11 protein-coding genes are annotated in these 15,566 nt (G+C 70.5%); 8 read left to right on the top strand and 3 right to left on the bottom strand.

Translation table 11 applies throughout. The annotated features are described in order from the left end of the window. Positions 1-80: 80 nt before the first annotated feature. Positions 81-1,502: a sugar porter family MFS transporter gene (locus OG714_RS16060; protein ID WP_406121629.1), complete on the top strand. Its 1,422-nt coding sequence runs from the start codon at positions 81-83 to the stop codon at positions 1,500-1,502. Positions 1,503-1,622: 120 nt separating this feature from the next. On the opposite strand, the gene OG714_RS16055 is transcribed toward OG714_RS16060, so the two are convergent. Further along, entirely contained in the window at positions 1,623-1,982 is a 360-nt protein-coding gene (locus OG714_RS16055; protein WP_406121627.1) for a hypothetical protein, read from the bottom strand. A 70-nt stretch (positions 1,983-2,052) separates the two neighbouring features. Next, positions 2,053-3,024 (bottom strand): LLM class flavin-dependent oxidoreductase, encoded by a 972-nt coding sequence (locus OG714_RS16050; protein WP_318019065.1) that lies wholly within the window; start codon positions 3,022-3,024, stop codon positions 2,053-2,055. A gap of 174 nt (positions 3,025-3,198) precedes the next feature. On the opposite strand from OG714_RS16050, the gene ftsY reads away from it, so the two are divergent. Then, positions 3,199-4,389 carry a signal recognition particle-docking protein FtsY gene (gene ftsY, locus OG714_RS16045; RefSeq protein ID WP_406121624.1) on the top strand — a complete coding sequence of 397 codons (1,191 nt, stop codon included), beginning with the start codon at positions 3,199-3,201 and terminating at the stop codon, positions 4,387-4,389. Between the two features lie 178 nt (positions 4,390-4,567). Here the strand turns inward: ftsY and OG714_RS16040 are convergent, their stop codons facing one another. After that, a complete protein-coding gene (locus tag OG714_RS16040; RefSeq protein ID WP_406121622.1) occupies positions 4,568-5,233 on the bottom strand; it encodes a bifunctional DNA primase/polymerase in 666 nt (221 codons plus the stop codon). A gap of 446 nt (positions 5,234-5,679) precedes the next feature. Here OG714_RS16040 and OG714_RS16035 point away from each other — a divergent pair, with 446 nt between their 5' ends. The 6 genes from OG714_RS16035 (at position 5,680) to ftsH (ending at position 15,535) form a co-directional block, all read left to right on the top strand. Next, positions 5,680-7,164: a hypothetical protein gene (locus OG714_RS16035; RefSeq protein WP_406121620.1), complete on the top strand. Its 1,485-nt coding sequence runs from the start codon at positions 5,680-5,682 to the stop codon at positions 7,162-7,164. Between the two features lie 506 nt (positions 7,165-7,670). Next, complete coding sequence (locus OG714_RS16030) at positions 7,671-9,002, top strand: ammonium transporter (protein ID WP_406121618.1); 1,332 nt, start codon at positions 7,671-7,673, stop codon at positions 9,000-9,002. Beyond that, positions 8,999-9,337, top strand: a complete 339-nt coding sequence (locus tag OG714_RS16025; protein ID WP_003997576.1) for a P-II family nitrogen regulator — start codon at positions 8,999-9,001, stop codon at positions 9,335-9,337. The genes OG714_RS16030 and OG714_RS16025 overlap by 4 nt, the downstream gene beginning before the upstream one ends. 24 nt (positions 9,338-9,361) lie before the next feature. Further along, positions 9,362-11,812, top strand: coding sequence for a [protein-PII] uridylyltransferase (locus OG714_RS16020; protein WP_406121616.1), 2,451 nt, complete (start codon positions 9,362-9,364; stop codon positions 11,810-11,812). Positions 11,813-11,917: 105 nt separating this feature from the next. Next, positions 11,918-13,474: a signal recognition particle protein gene (ffh, locus tag OG714_RS16015; RefSeq protein WP_406121614.1), complete on the top strand. Its 1,557-nt coding sequence runs from the start codon at positions 11,918-11,920 to the stop codon at positions 13,472-13,474. 123 nt (positions 13,475-13,597) lie between these two features. Then, a complete protein-coding gene (gene ftsH, locus OG714_RS16010) occupies positions 13,598-15,535 on the top strand; it encodes an ATP-dependent zinc metalloprotease FtsH (protein WP_406121613.1) in 1,938 nt (645 codons plus the stop codon). The last annotated feature ends 31 nt before the right edge of the window (positions 15,536-15,566 follow it).

Here is a 15,566-nt window from a genome sequence, read left to right as displayed (position 1 = left end):
TGGGCAGCGGGAAGCTGTGCGCCACTGGAAGGGTCGCCCCCCCACCCCGGCAGCGACGCCGGTGGCCCGAGGAGTTACACGTGACCAGCACTGCGCAGGCACCTCAGTCAGGAGCCGGGTCGGCTCATCCCGAACATCTCGGGCACGTCATCTTCATCGCGGCGGCGGCCGCGATGGGCGGCTTCCTCTTCGGCTACGACAGCTCCGTGATCAACGGCGCCGTCGAGGCGATCCGCAGTCGCTACGACATCGGCTCCGCGGCCCTCGCCCAGGTCATCGCGATCGCCCTGATCGGCTGTGCGATCGGTGCCGCGACCGCCGGCCGGATAGCCGACCGCATCGGCCGTATCCGCTGTATGCAGATCTCCGCGGTGATGTTCACCGTCAGCGCCGTCGGTTCCGCGCTGCCCTTCGCGCTCTGGGACCTCGCCTTCTGGCGGATCGTCGGCGGCTTCGCCATCGGCATGGCCTCCGTCATCGGCCCCGCCTACATCGCCGAGGTGTCCCCGCCCGCCTACCGCGGCCGGCTCGGCTCCTTCCAGCAGGCCGCGATCGTCATCGGCATCGCGATCTCGCAGCTCGTCAACTGGGCCCTGCTGAACGCCGCCGGCGGCGACCAGCGCGGCAAGCTCATGGGCATCGAGGCCTGGCAGGTCATGCTCGGCGTCATGGTGATCCCGGCCGTCCTCTACGGCCTGCTCTCCTTCGCCATCCCCGAGTCCCCGCGCTTCCTGATCTCCGTGGGCAAGCTGGACCGCGCCCATGAGGTGCTGCGTGAGGTCGAGGGCGACGACATCGACCTGGACGGCCGCGTCGCCGAGATCGAGCACGCGATGAAGAGCGAGCACAAGTCGACCTTCAAGGACCTGCTCGGCGGCGGCGGCTTCTTCTTCAAGCCGATCGTCTGGGTCGGCATCGGCCTCTCGGCCTTCCAGCAGCTCGTCGGCATCAACGTCGCGTTCTACTACTCCTCGACGCTGTGGCAGTCCGTCGGCGTCGACCCCACGGAGTCGTTCTTCTACTCCTTCACGACGTCGATCGTGAACATCATCGGCACCGTGATCGCCATGATCTTCGTGGACCGCATCGGCCGTAGGCCACTGGCCCTCATCGGCTCGGTCGGCATGGTCGTCGGTCTCGCGCTGGAGGCCTGGGCCTTCTCCTACCACCTCGTCGACGGCAAGCTGCCGTCCGCGCAGGGCTGGACCGCGCTGGTCGCGGCCCACGTCTTCGTCCTGTTCTTCGCCCTGTCCTGGGGTGTCGTCGTCTGGGTCTTCCTCGGCGAGATGTTCCCGAACAGGATCCGCGCCGCCGCCCTCGGTGTCGCCGCCTCCGCGCAGTGGATCGCCAACTGGGCCATCACCGCGAGCTTCCCGTCGCTGGCCGACTGGAACCTCTCCGCGACCTACGTGATCTACACGGTCTTCGCCGCGCTCTCCATCCCGTTCGTCCTGAAGTTCGTGAAGGAGACGAAGGGCAAGAAGCTGGAGGACATGGGCTGACCAGCCCCCAAGAACCGGGACCCGTGAACCTGGGTCCCATGAACTCGGGGAGACGGGCTCAATCCCCCGCCGCCCGTCTCCCCGAAACCCCTCCGCCGTACGTCGGCGGATTCACCGGACTCACCAGATGAGGACGCCGCCGCCGATGTCCCGGGCCCGCCGGGCGGCGGCCTCGATGTTGTCCAGGCGGCTCTCGACGAGGTCGGGACGCTCGCCGACCGCCGCGGCGACGGCGGCGAGGTGCGCCCGCAGCAGCGCGAGCTCGCGCAGGAAGTCCGGTACGTCCGAGGCCTCGACGTACAGGTCGCTGGAGGCCAGCACGGGAAGGTACACGCAGCCCAGCGAGCGCACGGGCGCCGAACCCCAGACGGTCTCGCGCCAGTTCTCGAAGCCGGCCGAGTCGTTGCAGCCCTCCGGAACGTCGAGCACGTTCCACTGGCCGTCCGCGTCACGCAGGAACACATCCACAGCCAAGGTCATGACCGCAGTGGACCACCGGTCGACCGGCCGGTCCACCGGTTGCGGGTAAAGGTCACTCTCCGGATCGGGGTCACTCCCCGAGCCGCGGCAGCACCCGCTCCGCGAACAGCCGCAGGCTGCGCCATCCCTCGTCCACCGGCATCCCGCCCGACAGCGGATGCAGTACGAGGTTGTCGAGGCCCAGAGCCACGCACTCGTCCGGCGTGAGGATGCGGTAGACGCCCTCCGCGCGCAGCTCCGCCACGGTCGTGGCCCCCGACTTCACCGCCGAGCGGATGTCCCCGGACTGCCAGGAGGCGTACGTCCGCGCCTCGTGCAGGAAGTGCGCCCCGTACTCGGCCCAGGCCCGGTCCGGGTCCTCGGCGATGTGCAGCAGCGGGGTCTCGGCCCCCGGCATCATGGTCCAGCCCTCGGTGCCGTACTCGACGAGCCGGTCCTTGTAGTACGCCTCCAGGTCGGGCAGGTGCGCGCTGGGGAAGAACGGCAGGCCGAGCCGTGCCGCTCGACGTGCGGCGGCCTTGGAGGAGCCGCCGACCAGGAGCAGGGGGTGCGGGTCGGAGAAGGGGCGCGGGGTGACCCGTACCGTACGGCCGCGGTACTCGAACTCCTCGCCGGACCACGCCTTCAGGACCGTCTCCAGCAGCTCGTCCTGGAGTCTGCCCCGGCGCTTCCAGTCCACGTCGAACTGGGCGTACTCCTCGGGCCGGTAACCGATCCCGGCCACGGTCACCAGCCGGCCGCCGCTGAGCAGATCCAGTACGGCGATGTCCTCGGCCAGCCGCAGCGGGTCGTGCAGCGGGCCGATGATCGCCGAGACGGTCACCGCGATGTGCCGGGTCGCGCCGAACACCGCGCCCGCGAAGGCGAAGGGCGACGGCAGCCAGTTGTTGGCGACACCGTGGTGCTCCTCCGTCTGCACCGTGGTGATTCCGTGCTCGTCGGCGTACGCGGCCATCTCCAGGGCGGCCCGGTAGCGGGCGCTCAGCGAGGCGGGGGTCGCGCCGGGTTCGACGAGGTTGAAGCGTACGACCGAGACGGGCATGGGAGGTCCCCCTTCGTGTGTGGTGGGGGACGGTAGCTGACGGTGCATCAGATGGCCATGCCCGGGACCGCGACCGTCCGGACCTTCCGGTGGGTACGGGGTCAGGGGGCGCCGACGCCCCGGCCGTGCCCGCACTGGGCCCCGGCGAGACCCATGGCTGATACTGGGTGGGTTATGGAAACCGTCATCCTTGCTGTAGTCATCGCCGTGGTCGTGCTCGGTGCGCTGGGCGGGCTCGTCGTCGGCAGCCGGCGCAAGAAGCCGCTGCCCCCGCCGCCCACCTCCGTGCCCGACATCACCGCCCCGCCGGCCGAGCCGCACGTCGGCGACGAGGCCGAGACGCCGCGCGACGAAGCGCGCCGGACGATAGAGGAGGTGGATCTTCCGGACGGCTCGGCTCCGGTCGTAGTCGAGGAGCCGCCCGCCGCACTCGATGTTCCCGAGCCGACCGCCGGACGGCTCGTCCGGCTGCGCTCCCGGCTCTCCCGCTCGCAGAACGCGCTCGGCAAGGGGCTGCTCACGCTCCTGTCGCGCGAGCACCTCGACGAGGACACCTGGGAGGAGATCGAGGACATCCTCCTCACCGCCGACGTCGGCGTGGCCCCCACCCAGGAACTGGTCGACGGCCTGCGCGCCCGCGTGAAGGTGCTCGGCACCCGCACCCCGCAGGAGCTGCGCACCCTGCTGCGCGAGGAGTTGCTCAAGCTGGTCGGCACCGACGTCGACCGCACGGTCAAGACCGAGCCCGAGGACCGCAAGCCCGGCATCGTGATGGTCGTCGGGGTCAACGGCACCGGCAAGACCACCACCACCGGCAAGCTCGCCCGCGTCCTGGTGGCCGACGGGCGGACCGTCGTGCTCGGCGCCGCCGACACGTTCCGGGCCGCCGCCGCCGACCAGTTGCAGACCTGGGGTGAGCGGGTCGGTGCCCACACCGTGCGCGGGCCCGAGGCCGGGGACCCCGCCTCCGTCGCGTTCGACGCGGTGAAGGAGGGCAAGGAGATGGGGGTCGACGTCGTCCTCATCGACACGGCCGGGCGGTTGCACACGAAGACCGGGCTCATGGATGAGCTGGGCAAGGTCAAGCGGGTCGTCGAGAAGCATGCGCCGCTCGACGAGGTGCTGCTCGTCCTCGACGCCACGACCGGGCAGAACGGGCTGGTGCAGGCGCGGGTCTTCGCCGAGGTCGTCGACATCACGGGCATCGTGCTGACCAAGCTGGACGGTACGGCCAAGGGTGGCATCGTGATCGCCGTGCAGCGTGAACTGGGTGTGCCGGTGAAGCTGATCGGGCTGGGTGAGGGGGCGGACGATCTGGCGCCGTTCGATGCGGAGGCGTTTGTTGACGCCCTTATCGGCGACTGACGTTCCCTGGGTTGCGCGGTTCTTTTTCCGCGGGCCGATGGGGGCTTGTCGCGCCCACGCGGCGGAGCCGCAAACGTCACAGCCCCGCGCCCCTGTGGGGCGCGCTGCAGTCAGCCTCGTTCAGAGAAGTGCCCGTCCCCAACTCACCGTTGGGGACGGGCACTTCGGCGTTCTGCGGCTATGCGCGGGACCGGTGTGCCACGTACGCCAGCGTGCCCAGCAACAGCCTTGCCGCCGGGGGCTTTGTCGCCGAGTCGAGGGCGGGGGAGCGGAGCCAGCGGACCGGGCCCAGGCCGCCTCGGTCGGAGGGCGGGGCGGTGATGTGGGTGCCGGGGCCCAGGCCGCGCAGGTCTAGGGAGGTGGGGTCGTCCCAGCCCATGCGGTAGAGCAGGGAGGGGAGTTCGGCGGCCGCGCCGGGGGCGACGAAGAAGTGGGCGCGGTGGTCGGGGGTCGCCGCGACCGGGCCGAGCGGGAGGCCCATCCGCTCCAGGCGGGCCAGCGCGCGGCGCCCGGCGGGCTCGGCCACCTCGATCACGTCGAACGCGCGGCCGACGGGGAGCATCACCGCCGCGCCCGGCAACTCGGCCCAGGCGTCCGTCACTTCGTCCAGGGTCGCGCCGGCCCGCACCTCGGGCGCGAAGGTCAGCGGATGCGCGCCCGGCGTGGGGCACTTGGTGTCGCCGCAGGAACACGCGCCGCCCGCGGCCCGTGCGCCCGCGACCACGTCCCAGCCCCAGAGGCCGGTGAACTCGGCCACCGCTGTGCACTCCGACGCGCGGCCGCGGCGGCGCGTGCCGGACCGGATGTCGCGGATACCCCGGCTGCTGCCGATCGTGAAGCCCATGCCCCCTCCAACGGGTCCAACGCACCGGTGGTTACGAGACGGATGCGTGCCGTCACTCTGTGTTCACGCCTGCCCCGCGCCGCGTGGTCCAGGCAGCGTCCGGGAGCGACTCGGGTGGTGTGCTCGACGGTGCGCGCCCCTGCGTGCACCGCTGCGCCCACTTCCGGTCGTCCTATGTCAAGTGAATCGTGCGTGGGCAACCGTAGGTTCATTCGAAGGGGTGGCGAATGGTGGCGTTTCCGCGATCGCCGTGGCTGGACGGGTGATCGTAGGATTACTTTGAGTGCACAAGCCCTCGGGGCACATGCACTCGTGGGTATGCCGGAGGCAACTCGTCATCTCGTTCGAAGGGTGACAAGTGCGGGACGGGAAGCCGTATTTACCGGCATTCTGATAGGGCTTGGCGCACAGCGGCGACAAGTGGTTCCAGGGATGGGGGCGTTCCAGTGGGCGGCAACGGCGGAAGCGGGACAACCGCGACCAGTACGGAGAAGCGCCCCAATGAGCTGCTCGGCTCGTGGTTCGTGCGCAGCGGCTGGTCCAAGGGTGAGCTGGCGCGTCAAGTGAACCGCAGGGCACGGCAGTTGGGGGCCAACCACATCTCGACGGACACCTCGCGCGTGCGCCGCTGGCTGGACGGCGAGAACCCGCGCGAGCCGATTCCGAGGATCCTCTCGGAGCTGTTCTCCGAGCGCTTCGGCTGTGTCGTCTCGGTCGAGGACCTCGGTCTGCGCGCGGCCCGCCAGGCGCCCTCCGCGTCCGGCGTCGACCTCCCGTGGACCGCCCCGCAGACGGTGGCGCTGCTCAGCGAGTTCTCGCGCAGCGACCTCATGCTGGCCCGGCGCGGCTTCCTCGGTGCCTCGCTGGCCCTGTCCGCGGGACCGTCCCTCATCGAACCCATGCAGCGCTGGCTCGTCCCCGGCCCCTCCGCCCACCAGCCGGAGCCCGAGCCCGCGAGCGCCCCCCGGCACGTCGGGCGGCTCTCCAGGCCCGAGTTGGAGCTGCTGGAGTCCACCACGGCGATGTTCCGCAAGTGGGACGCCCAGTGCGGTGGCGGCCTGCGCCGCAAAGCCGTCGTAGGACAGCTGCACGAGGTGACCGACCTGCTTCAGGAGCCCCAACCCGAGGCCACCACACGGAAGTTGTTCAAGGTCGCCGCCGAACTCGCCGAGCTGGCGGGCTGGATGTCGTACGACGTGGGGCTTCAGCCCACCGCGCAGAAGTACTTCGTGCTGGCCCTGCACGCCGCCAAGGAGGCGGGCGACAAGCCGCTCGGGTCGTACGTGCTGTCCAGCATGAGCCGGCAGATGATCCACCTCGGCCGGCCCGACGACGCGCTGGAGCTGATCCACCTCGCGCAGTACGGCAGCCGGGACTGCGCGAGTCCGCGGACCCAGTCGATGCTGTATGCGATGGAGGCCCGCGCCTACGCCAACATGGGGCAGCCCGGCAAGTGCAAGCGGGCCGTCCGGATGGCCGAGGACACCTTCGGGGACGTACACGACTGGGACGACCCGGACCCGGACTGGATCCGTTTCTTCTCCGAGGCCGAGCTGTACGGCGAGAACTCGCACTCCTATCGCGACCTCGCCTACGTCGCCGGCCGCAGCCCCGCCTACGCCTCGCTGGCCGAGCCCGTCATGCAGCGGGCGGTGGACCTCTTCGCCAAGGACGACGTGCACCAGCGGTCGTACGCACTCAATCTCATCGGCATGGCCACCGTGCACCTGTTGCAGCGGGAACCCGAGCAGAGCGCGGTGCTGGCGACCGAGGCGATGACCGTCGCCAAGAAGGTGCGCTCCGAGCGCGTCAACACCCGTATCCGAAAGACCGTCGACACGGCGGTCCGCGACTTCGGTGAACTGGCCGTGGTCGTCGACCTCACCGACCGGCTCGCGATCGAGCTGCCGGAGACCGCCGAAGCGGTCTGACCACCCCTAGCCCCGGCCGCGGCCGGCCCTCCCGAACCGCCCGACTCGGCTCCCCCATGCCAGGTCATCGGAGGGCCGACCGCGGCCGGTCCTGTTCATCGGCACTCGTATTCGAAAGACCGGCCGCGCGGCGGTGCGCGGTGTCGGTGGGACGGCCGGAATCGTCCGCCTCGCCGGGAGACTCCCGGCCGGTCCGCGGGAGAGCGCCGAAAGGGTCTGCGCCCCATGCCCCGGCGCCCGCGCGCCAGGTCGTCGCAAGGCCGGCCGCGGCCGGTTTCACGCCGTCGGAAAAGGTTGCGCCACGATAACGATCGCGCGGCCGGAGATCCGGCGGTTCATCGACGCGTAACACGCACGGCGCCTTCGTCACTCCGGCGAAACATCGAGGGGCTTCGACGGAAACCGCGCTGCGCCAATCTCATGGCGCATAACCGGACCCCCCGCCTTGACCGGACCGCATCCAGGCTTCGCCCGCACGGGGCCGTACAACCGACGAGGAGACGCCGATGGCATCAGCCGCCATCACGCTTGCCGCTGAGGCACCCAAACTGTCCTCCGCGAACACAGGCTTCATGCTGATCTGTTCTGCCCTGGTGCTGCTCATGACACCGGGACTGGCCTTCTTCTACGGAGGCATGGTCCGCGTCAAGAGCACCCTGAACATGCTGATGATGAGCTTCATCAGCATCGGGATCGTCACCATCCTGTGGGTTCTCTACGGCTTCTCGCTCGCCTTCGGTTCGAGTAACGGCTTCATCGGCTACAACTCCGACTGGCTGGGCCTGAGCAACGTCGGACTGACGGAGCTGTGGGACGGCTACACCATCCCGATCTTCGTGTTCATGGTCTTCCAGATGATGTTCGCCGTCATCACGCCCGCCCTGATAAGCGGTGCCATCGCCGACCGCGTCAAGTTCTCGGCCTGGGCGCTCTTCGTCGCGCTGTGGCTCACGGTCGTCTACGTCCCGGTCGCCCACTGGGTGTGGGGCGCCGACGGCTGGGCCTACAAGCTCGGCGTGATCGACTTCGCCGGTGGTACCGCGGTCCACATCAACGCCGGTGCCGGCGCCCTCGGCGTCATCCTGGTCATCGGCAAGCGCGTCGGCTTCAAGCGTGACCCCATGCGTCCGCACAGCCTTCCGCTGGTCATGCTCGGCGCCGGTCTCCTGTGGTTCGGCTGGTTCGGCTTCAACGCCGGTTCGTGGCTCGGCAACGACGACGGCGTCGGCGCGCTGATGTTCGTCAACACCCAGGTCGCCACCGCCGCCGCCATGCTCGCCTGGCTCGCCTACGAGAAGATCCGCCACGGCGCCTTCACCACGCTCGGCGCGGCCTCGGGTGCCGTCGCCGGTCTGGTCGCCATCACCCCGTCCGGTGGTGCGGTCTCCCCGATGGGCGCGATCGCCGTCGGCGCCATCGCCGGTGTCGGCTGCGCCGCCGCCGTCGGCCTGAAGTACAAGTTCGGCTTCGACGACTCCCTCGACGTCGTCGGCGTCCACATGGTCGGCGGTATCCTCGGCTCCCTGCTGATCGGCCTCTTCGCCAGCGGCAAGGGCCAGTCCGACGTGAAGGGTCTCTTCTACGGCGGAGGCATGCACCAGTTCTGGATCCAGTGCGCCGGTGTCTTCGCGGTCCTCTTCTACTCCCTGATCGTCTCCGCGATCCTCGCCTTCCTCCTCGACAAGACCATCGGCATGCGGGTCACCGAGGACGAAGAGGTCTCCGGCATCGACCAGGCCGAGCACGCCGAGACCGCATACGACTTCAGCGGCGCCGGTGGCGGCCTCAGCGGCGGCACGCTCACCTCTGCCACGGAGACGAAGAAGGTGGACGCATGAAGCTCATCACCGCCGTCGTGAAGCCCCACCGGCTCGACGAGATCAAGGAAGCCCTGCAGGCCTTCGGGGTCCACGGTCTGACGGTCACCGAGGCGAGCGGCTACGGTCGTCAGCGGGGACACACCGAGGTCTACCGGGGCGCCGAGTACACGGTCGACCTGGTCCCCAAGATCCGCATCGAGGTGCTGGCCGAGGACGACGACGCCGAGCAGCTGATCGACGTCATCGTCAAGGCCGCCCGCACCGGCAAGATCGGTGACGGCAAGGTCTGGTCCCTCCCGGTCGAGACGGCCGTCCGGGTCAGGACCGGCGAGCGCGGACCGGACGCGCTCTAAAAAGAAACGAACAGGAGTCGCTGGGTGACGAGTACGGACGTGCGCAAGGATGCAGAGGACTCCGGACCCAGCGGCTACGCGGCGGCCCGGCTGCGCCTCCTCACTGAGGGGGTGCGGTCCGGGCCGCCGCGCCGTGCAGCCCTCGCCGAACTGACCGACGACTGGCTGACCGGCCTCTTCACCGCCGGCTCCGAAGCCCTCAAGGGCGTCTCCCTGGTCGCGGTCGGCGGCTACGGCCGCGGCGAACTCTCCCCGCGCAGCGACCTCGACCTGCTCCTCCTGCACGACGGCGGCGACTCCGGCGCGGTCGCCGCGCTCGCCGACCGCATCTGGTACCCGGTCTGGGACCTCGGCCTCGCCCTCGACCACTCCGTCCGCACACCCGCCGAGGCCCGCAAGACCGCCGGCGAGGACCTCAAGGTCCAGCTCGGCCTCCTCGACGCCCGCCACATCGCGGGCGACCTCGGCCTGACCGCCGGACTGCGTACGGCCGTCCTCGCCGACTGGCGCAACCAGGCACCCAAGCGCCTCCCCGAACTCCAGGAACTCTGCGCCGAACGCGCCGAGCGCCAGGGCGAGTTGCAGTACCTCCTCGAACCCGACCTCAAGGAGGCCCGCGGCGGCCTCCGCGACGCCACCGCGCTGCGCGCCGTAGCGGCCTCCTGGCTCGCCGACGCCCCGCGCGAAGGACTCGCCGACGCCCGCCGCCGGCTCCTCGACGTACGCGACGCCCTGCACCTCACCACCGGGCGCGCGACCGACCGGCTCGCGCTCCAGGAGCAGGACCAGGTCGCCGCCGAGCTGGGTCTCCTCGACGCGGACACGCTGCTGCGGCAGGTCTACGAAGCGGCACGCGTCGTGTCGTACGCCAGTGATGTCACCTGGCGTGAAGTGGGGCGCGTGCTGCGGTCGCGCGCTGTGCGGCCGAGGCTGCGCGCCATGCTCGGCGGGGGCGCGAAACCCGCCGCCGAGCGCTCCCCGCTGGCCGAGGGCGTCGTGGAACAGGACGGCGAGGTGGTGCTCGCCCGCGCCGCACGCCCCGAACGCGACCCGGTCCTCCCGCTGCGCGCCGCCGCAGCCGCCGCGCAGGCCGGTCTTCCGCTCTCCCTGCACGCTGTACGGCGCCTCGCGGCCACCGTGCGCCCGTTGCCCACACCCTGGCCCGCCGAGGCGCGCGAACAGCTCGTGACGCTGCTCGGTTCCGGGCAGCCCACGGTGGACGTGTGGGAGGCGCTGGAGGCGGAGGGGCTGATCACCCGCCTCCTCCCGGACTGGGAGCGGGTGCGCTGCCGGCCGCAGCGCAACGCCGTGCACATCTGGACCGTCGACCGGCACCTCATCGAAACCGCCGTCCGCGCCTCCGAGTTCGCCCGCCGCGTCAGCCGCCCCGACCTCCTGCTGGTCGCCGCGCTGCTGCACGACATCGGCAAGGGCTGGCCCGGCGACCACTCCGTGGCCGGCGAGATCATCGCCAAGGACGTGGCCGCCCGCATCGGCTTCGACCGCGCGGAAGTCGCCGTGCTCGCCACGCTCGTACGCCATCACCTGCTGCTCATCGAGACCGCCACCCGGCGCGACCTGGAGGACCCGGCGACGGTCCGTTCGGTCGCCGAGGCGGTCGGTACGACGAGCACCCTGGAGCTGCTGCACGCGCTGACCGAGGCGGACGCGCTGGCCACCGGCCCGGCCGCCTGGTCGTCCTGGCGGGCCGGCCTCGTCACCGACCTGGTGAAGCGGGTCGCCGCCGTGCTCTCCGGGGACGCCCCCGAGGAGCCCGAGGCGGGCGCGGCCACCGCCGAACAGGAACGGCTCGCCATCGAGGCCGTCGCGACCGGCGGCCCGGTGCTCGCCCTGCGCGCCCAGACCGAACCCCCGTCCGAGGACGAGCCCGCCGGCGACCCCGAACCCCTCGGCGTGGAACTCCTGATCGCCGTCCCCGACCAGCCGGGCGTACTCCCCGCGGTGGCGGGCGTCCTGGCGATGCACCGCCTGACGGTCCGCACGGCGGAGCTGCGCGCGCTCGACCTGCCCGACGGCGTGGAGGGTTCGATCCTGCTGCTGAACTGGCGGGTCGCCGCCGAGTACGGCTCCCTGCCCCAGGCGGCCAGGCTGCGCGCCGATCTCGTACGCGCCCTGGACGGGTCGTTCGACATCGCCGCGCGCCTCGCGGAGCGCGACGCCGCGTATCCGCGCCGCCGGGGTGTCGTGGCCCCGCCGGCGCGCGTGACGGTCGCCGCGGCGGCCTCCCGGCACGCGACGGTGATCGAAGTGCGCGCGCATGACGCCCCGGGGCTGCTGCACCGCATCGGGCGGGCGTTGGACGAGGCGAAGGTCCGGGTGCGAAGCATGCATGTCAGCACCCTGGGCTCGAACGCGGTGGACGCCTTCTACGTCACCGGCGGGGAGGGCATGCCCCTGCCGGGCGAGGAGGCCACGGCGATCGCGCGGAAACTGGAGGAGACGTTGCGGGCGTGATCCCGCCCAGGGTTTCCGTCCCTGCGGGCGGGGACGATTCGCTTGCGCGGCCGGATACCCTGGAAGACGCTCACACTGCCCCCGACTCCGAGGACCGACGCCGCCGTGTTCGATACTCTCTCCGACCGCCTCTCAGCGACCTTCAAGAATTTGCGTGGCAAGGGGCGTCTGAGCGAGGCGGACATCGACGCCACCGCGCGCGAGATCCGGATCGCCCTCCTCGAAGCGGACGTGGCGCTTCCGGTCGTCCGCACGTTCATCAAGAACGTCAAGGAGCGCGCGCTCGGCGCTGACCTCAACAGGGCGCTCAACAACCCGGCCCAGCAGGTCGTGAAGATCGTCAACGAGGAACTCGTCACGATCCTCGGCGGCGAGACCCGGCGCCTGCGCTTCGCCAAGAACCCGCCGACCGTGATCATGCTCGCGGGTCTCCAGGGTGCCGGTAAGACGACCCTCGCGGGCAAGCTCGGCAAGTGGCTCAAGGACCAGGGGCACTCGCCGCTGCTCGTCGCCGCCGACCTCCAGCGCCCGAACGCGGTGAACCAGCTGAGCGTCGTCGCCGAGCGCGCCGGTGTCGCGGTCTACGCGCCCGAGCCGGGCAACGGTGTGGGCGACCCGGTCAAGGTCGCCAAGGACTCCATCGAGTTCGCCAAGTCCAAGGTCCACGACATCGTGATCGTGGACACCGCGGGCCGCCTCGGTATCGACCAGGAGTTGATGCAGCAGGCCGCGGACATCCGTGACGCGGTCTCGCCGGACGAGATCCTGTTCGTCGTCGACGCGATGATCGGCCAGGACGCGGTCAACACCGCCGAGTCCTTCCGCGACGGCGTCGGCTTCGACGGCGTGGTCCTCTCCAAGCTCGACGGCGACGCCCGCGGTGGTGCGGCCCTGTCGATCGCCTCGGTCACCGGCAAGCCGATCATGTTCGCGTCGAACGGCGAGAAGCTCGACGACTTCGACGCCTTCCACCCGGACCGGATGGCCTCCCGCATCCTCGACATGGGTGACCTGCTCACCCTGATCGAGCAGGCGGAGAAGACGTTCAGCCAAGAAGAGGCCGAGAAGATGGCCTCCAAGCTGGCGTCCAAGAAGGGCCAGGACTTCACCCTCGACGACTTCCTGTCCCAGATGGAACAGGTCAGGAAGATGGGCAGCATCAGCAAGCTGCTCGGCATGCTCCCCGGCATGGGCCAGATCAAGGACCAGATCAACAACCTGGACGAGCGGGACGTCGACCGCACGGCCGCGATCATCAAGTCGATGACCCCGGCCGAGCGCGCCGAGCCGACCATCATCAACGGCTCGCGCCGAGCCCGTATCGCCAAGGGCTCCGGCGTCGAGGTCAGCGCCGTGAAGGGCCTGGTCGAGCGGTTCTTCGAGGCCCGCAAGATGATGTCCCGCATGGCTCAGGGTGGCGGGATGCCCGGCATGCCGGGGATGCCGGGCATGGGTGGCGGCCCCGGCCGCACCAAGAAGCAGCCCAAGCAGGCCAAGGGCAAGCAGCGCTCCGGCAACCCGATGAAGCGCAAGCAGCAGGAGCTGGAGGAGGCGCAGCGCCGCGAGGCGGGTGCGGCCCAGGGCGGCAACGCGTTCGGACTGCCCGAGCAGGGCGGCAAGGACTTCGAGCTGCCGGACGAGTTCAAGAAGTTCATGGGCTGAGCCGCACAGGGCTCATGGCCTGACAGCCCGTCTTCTACGTCGCCGAGGGCGCCCTTCTCCGGAAGGGCGCCCTCGGCGCATGCTGGGCGTGCCGACGCCTGGTCCGTGTCGTAACGTCCCGATATGACCAACCCCGCGCCGCCGCGCAAGTCTCCCGACCAGCCCTGGCGTACCGAGGGCACCCCCGACGAGCCCCCGAAGCCGTCGCCGGGCGGGAGGAAGATGCGCGGCGGCTGGTGGAGCCTGATCCTCACCGCGCTGGTCGTGTACCTGGTCGCGAACCTCATCCTGTCGTTCTTCAACGAGGGCGACGAACCGACGATCTCGTACACGGAGTTCAGCAAGCAGGTCGACGCGGGCAACGTCACCAAGATCTACGCCAAGGGCAACGCGATCCAGGGCCAGCTCAAGAAGGGCCAGGACAACCCCGACGGCGACGGCAAGTACACCAAGTTCGACACCGAGCGGCCGACCTTCGCGGACGACCAGCTCTGGGAGGACCTGACCAAGCACAACGTCACCGTCACGGCGGAACCCGTCGTACAGCACCGGAGCTTTCTGGCCAATCTGCTGATCTCGCTGGCCCCGATGCTGCTCCTGGTGGTCCTGTGGCTCTTCATCGCGCGGCGGATGAGCTCGGGGCTCGGCGGCGCGGGCGGCATGCTCGGCCGCAAGGCCCCGCCCAAGCCGGTCGAGCTGGAGCCGGGCAAGCAGCGCACGACCTTCGAGGACGTCGCCGGCATCGACGAGGTCGAGGGCGAGCTGAACGACGTCGTCGACTTCCTCAAGAACCCGGACGCGTACCGCAAGATGGGCGCCAAGATGCCCCGGGGCGTGCTGCTCTCGGGCCCGCCCGGCACCGGAAAGACGCTGCTCGCGCGGGCGGTCGCGGGGGAGGCCGGGGTGCCGTTCTTCTCGGCGTCGGCCTCCGAGTTCATCGAGATGATCGTCGGTGTCGGTGCCTCACGCGTGCGTGAACTGTTCGCGGAGGCCCGCAAGGTGGCCCCCTCGATCATCTTCATCGACGAGATCGACACCATCGGCCGGGCCCGCGGCGGCGGCAGCGGCATGGGCGGTCACGACGAGCGCGAGCAGACCCTGAACCAGATCCTCACCGAGATGGACGGCTTCTCGGGCTCCGAGGGCGTCATCGTGATCGCGGCGACGAACCGCGCCGACGTCCTGGACCCGGCCCTCACCCGCCCCGGCCGCTTCGACCGGGTGGTCGTGGTCTCCCCGCCCGACCGGGGTGGCCGCAAGGCGATCCTGGAGATCCACACCCGCGAGATCCCGCTCGCGAAGGACGTGAACCTCGCCCAGGTCGCCCGCACGACCCCGGGCATGACCGGCGCCGAACTCGCCAACCTCGCCAACGAGGCCGCCCTCCTCGCCGTCAAACGCAAGCAGGACCAGGTCACCCAGACCGACCTCTCGGAAGCCCTGGAGAAGGTCCAACTGGGCGCCGAACGCCCGCTGGTGATGCCCGAGGAGGAACGCCGCCGCACCGCCTACCACGAGAGCGGCCACGCCCTCCTGGGCATGCTCCAGCCCGGCGCCGACCCGGTCCGCAAGATCACCATCGTCCCGCGCGGCAGGGCCCTCGGCGTCACGCTCTCGACGCCGGACGCCGACAAGTACGCCTACACCGAGGAGTACCTGCGCGGCCGCATCATCGGCGCCCTCGGCGGCATGGCCGCGGAACAGGTCGTCTACGGCGTGATCACCACCGGTGCCGAGAACGACCTCGAACAGGTCACCAACATCGCGCGCGGGATGGTCGCCCGCTGGGGCATGAGCGAGCGCGTCGGCCGCCTCTCCGCCCTCCCCAGCGACGCCCAGCAGGCCTACGGCCTCTCCGCCGCGCCCCAGACCCTGGACGTGATCGACGACGAGATGCGCCGCATCGTCGACGAGTGCTACGACGAGGCCATCCACAAACTCGGCGACCACCGCGACCAGTTGGACGCGCTCGCGGCGGCCCTCCTGGAGAACGAGACCCTGGAGGAGACGGACGCGTACCGCATCGCGGGCGTCACGCGCCTCTTCAAGGAAGAGCCGTAGTCGTCCTCAGGTCGGACGCGCGACGAGTCGT

This window comes from Streptomyces sp. NBC_00989, assembly GCF_045162655.1.
Classification (GTDB): Bacteria; Actinomycetota; Actinomycetes; order Streptomycetales; family Streptomycetaceae; genus Streptomyces.
This window is presented reverse-complemented; position numbering and strand designations above follow the sequence as displayed.

Bases quoted from the DNA above. Each gene is read 5' to 3' on its own strand.
- OG714_RS16055 (WP_406121627.1), bottom strand. From the start codon at position 1,982: ATGACCTTGGCTGTGGATGTGTTCCTGCGTGACGCGGACGGCCAGTGG.
- OG714_RS16050 (WP_318019065.1), bottom strand. From the start codon at position 3,024: ATGCCCGTCTCGGTCGTACGCTTCAACCTCGTCGAACCCGGCGCGACC.
- ftsY (WP_406121624.1), top strand. From the start codon at position 3,199: ATGGAAACCGTCATCCTTGCTGTAGTCATCGCCGTGGTCGTGCTCGGT.
- OG714_RS16040 (WP_406121622.1), bottom strand. From the start codon at position 5,233: ATGGGCTTCACGATCGGCAGCAGCCGGGGTATCCGCGACATCCGGTCC.
- OG714_RS16030 (WP_406121618.1), top strand. From the start codon at position 7,671: ATGGCATCAGCCGCCATCACGCTTGCCGCTGAGGCACCCAAACTGTCC.
- OG714_RS16025 (WP_003997576.1), top strand. From the start codon at position 8,999: ATGAAGCTCATCACCGCCGTCGTGAAGCCCCACCGGCTCGACGAGATC.
- ftsH (WP_406121613.1), top strand. From the start codon at position 13,598: ATGACCAACCCCGCGCCGCCGCGCAAGTCTCCCGACCAGCCCTGGCGT.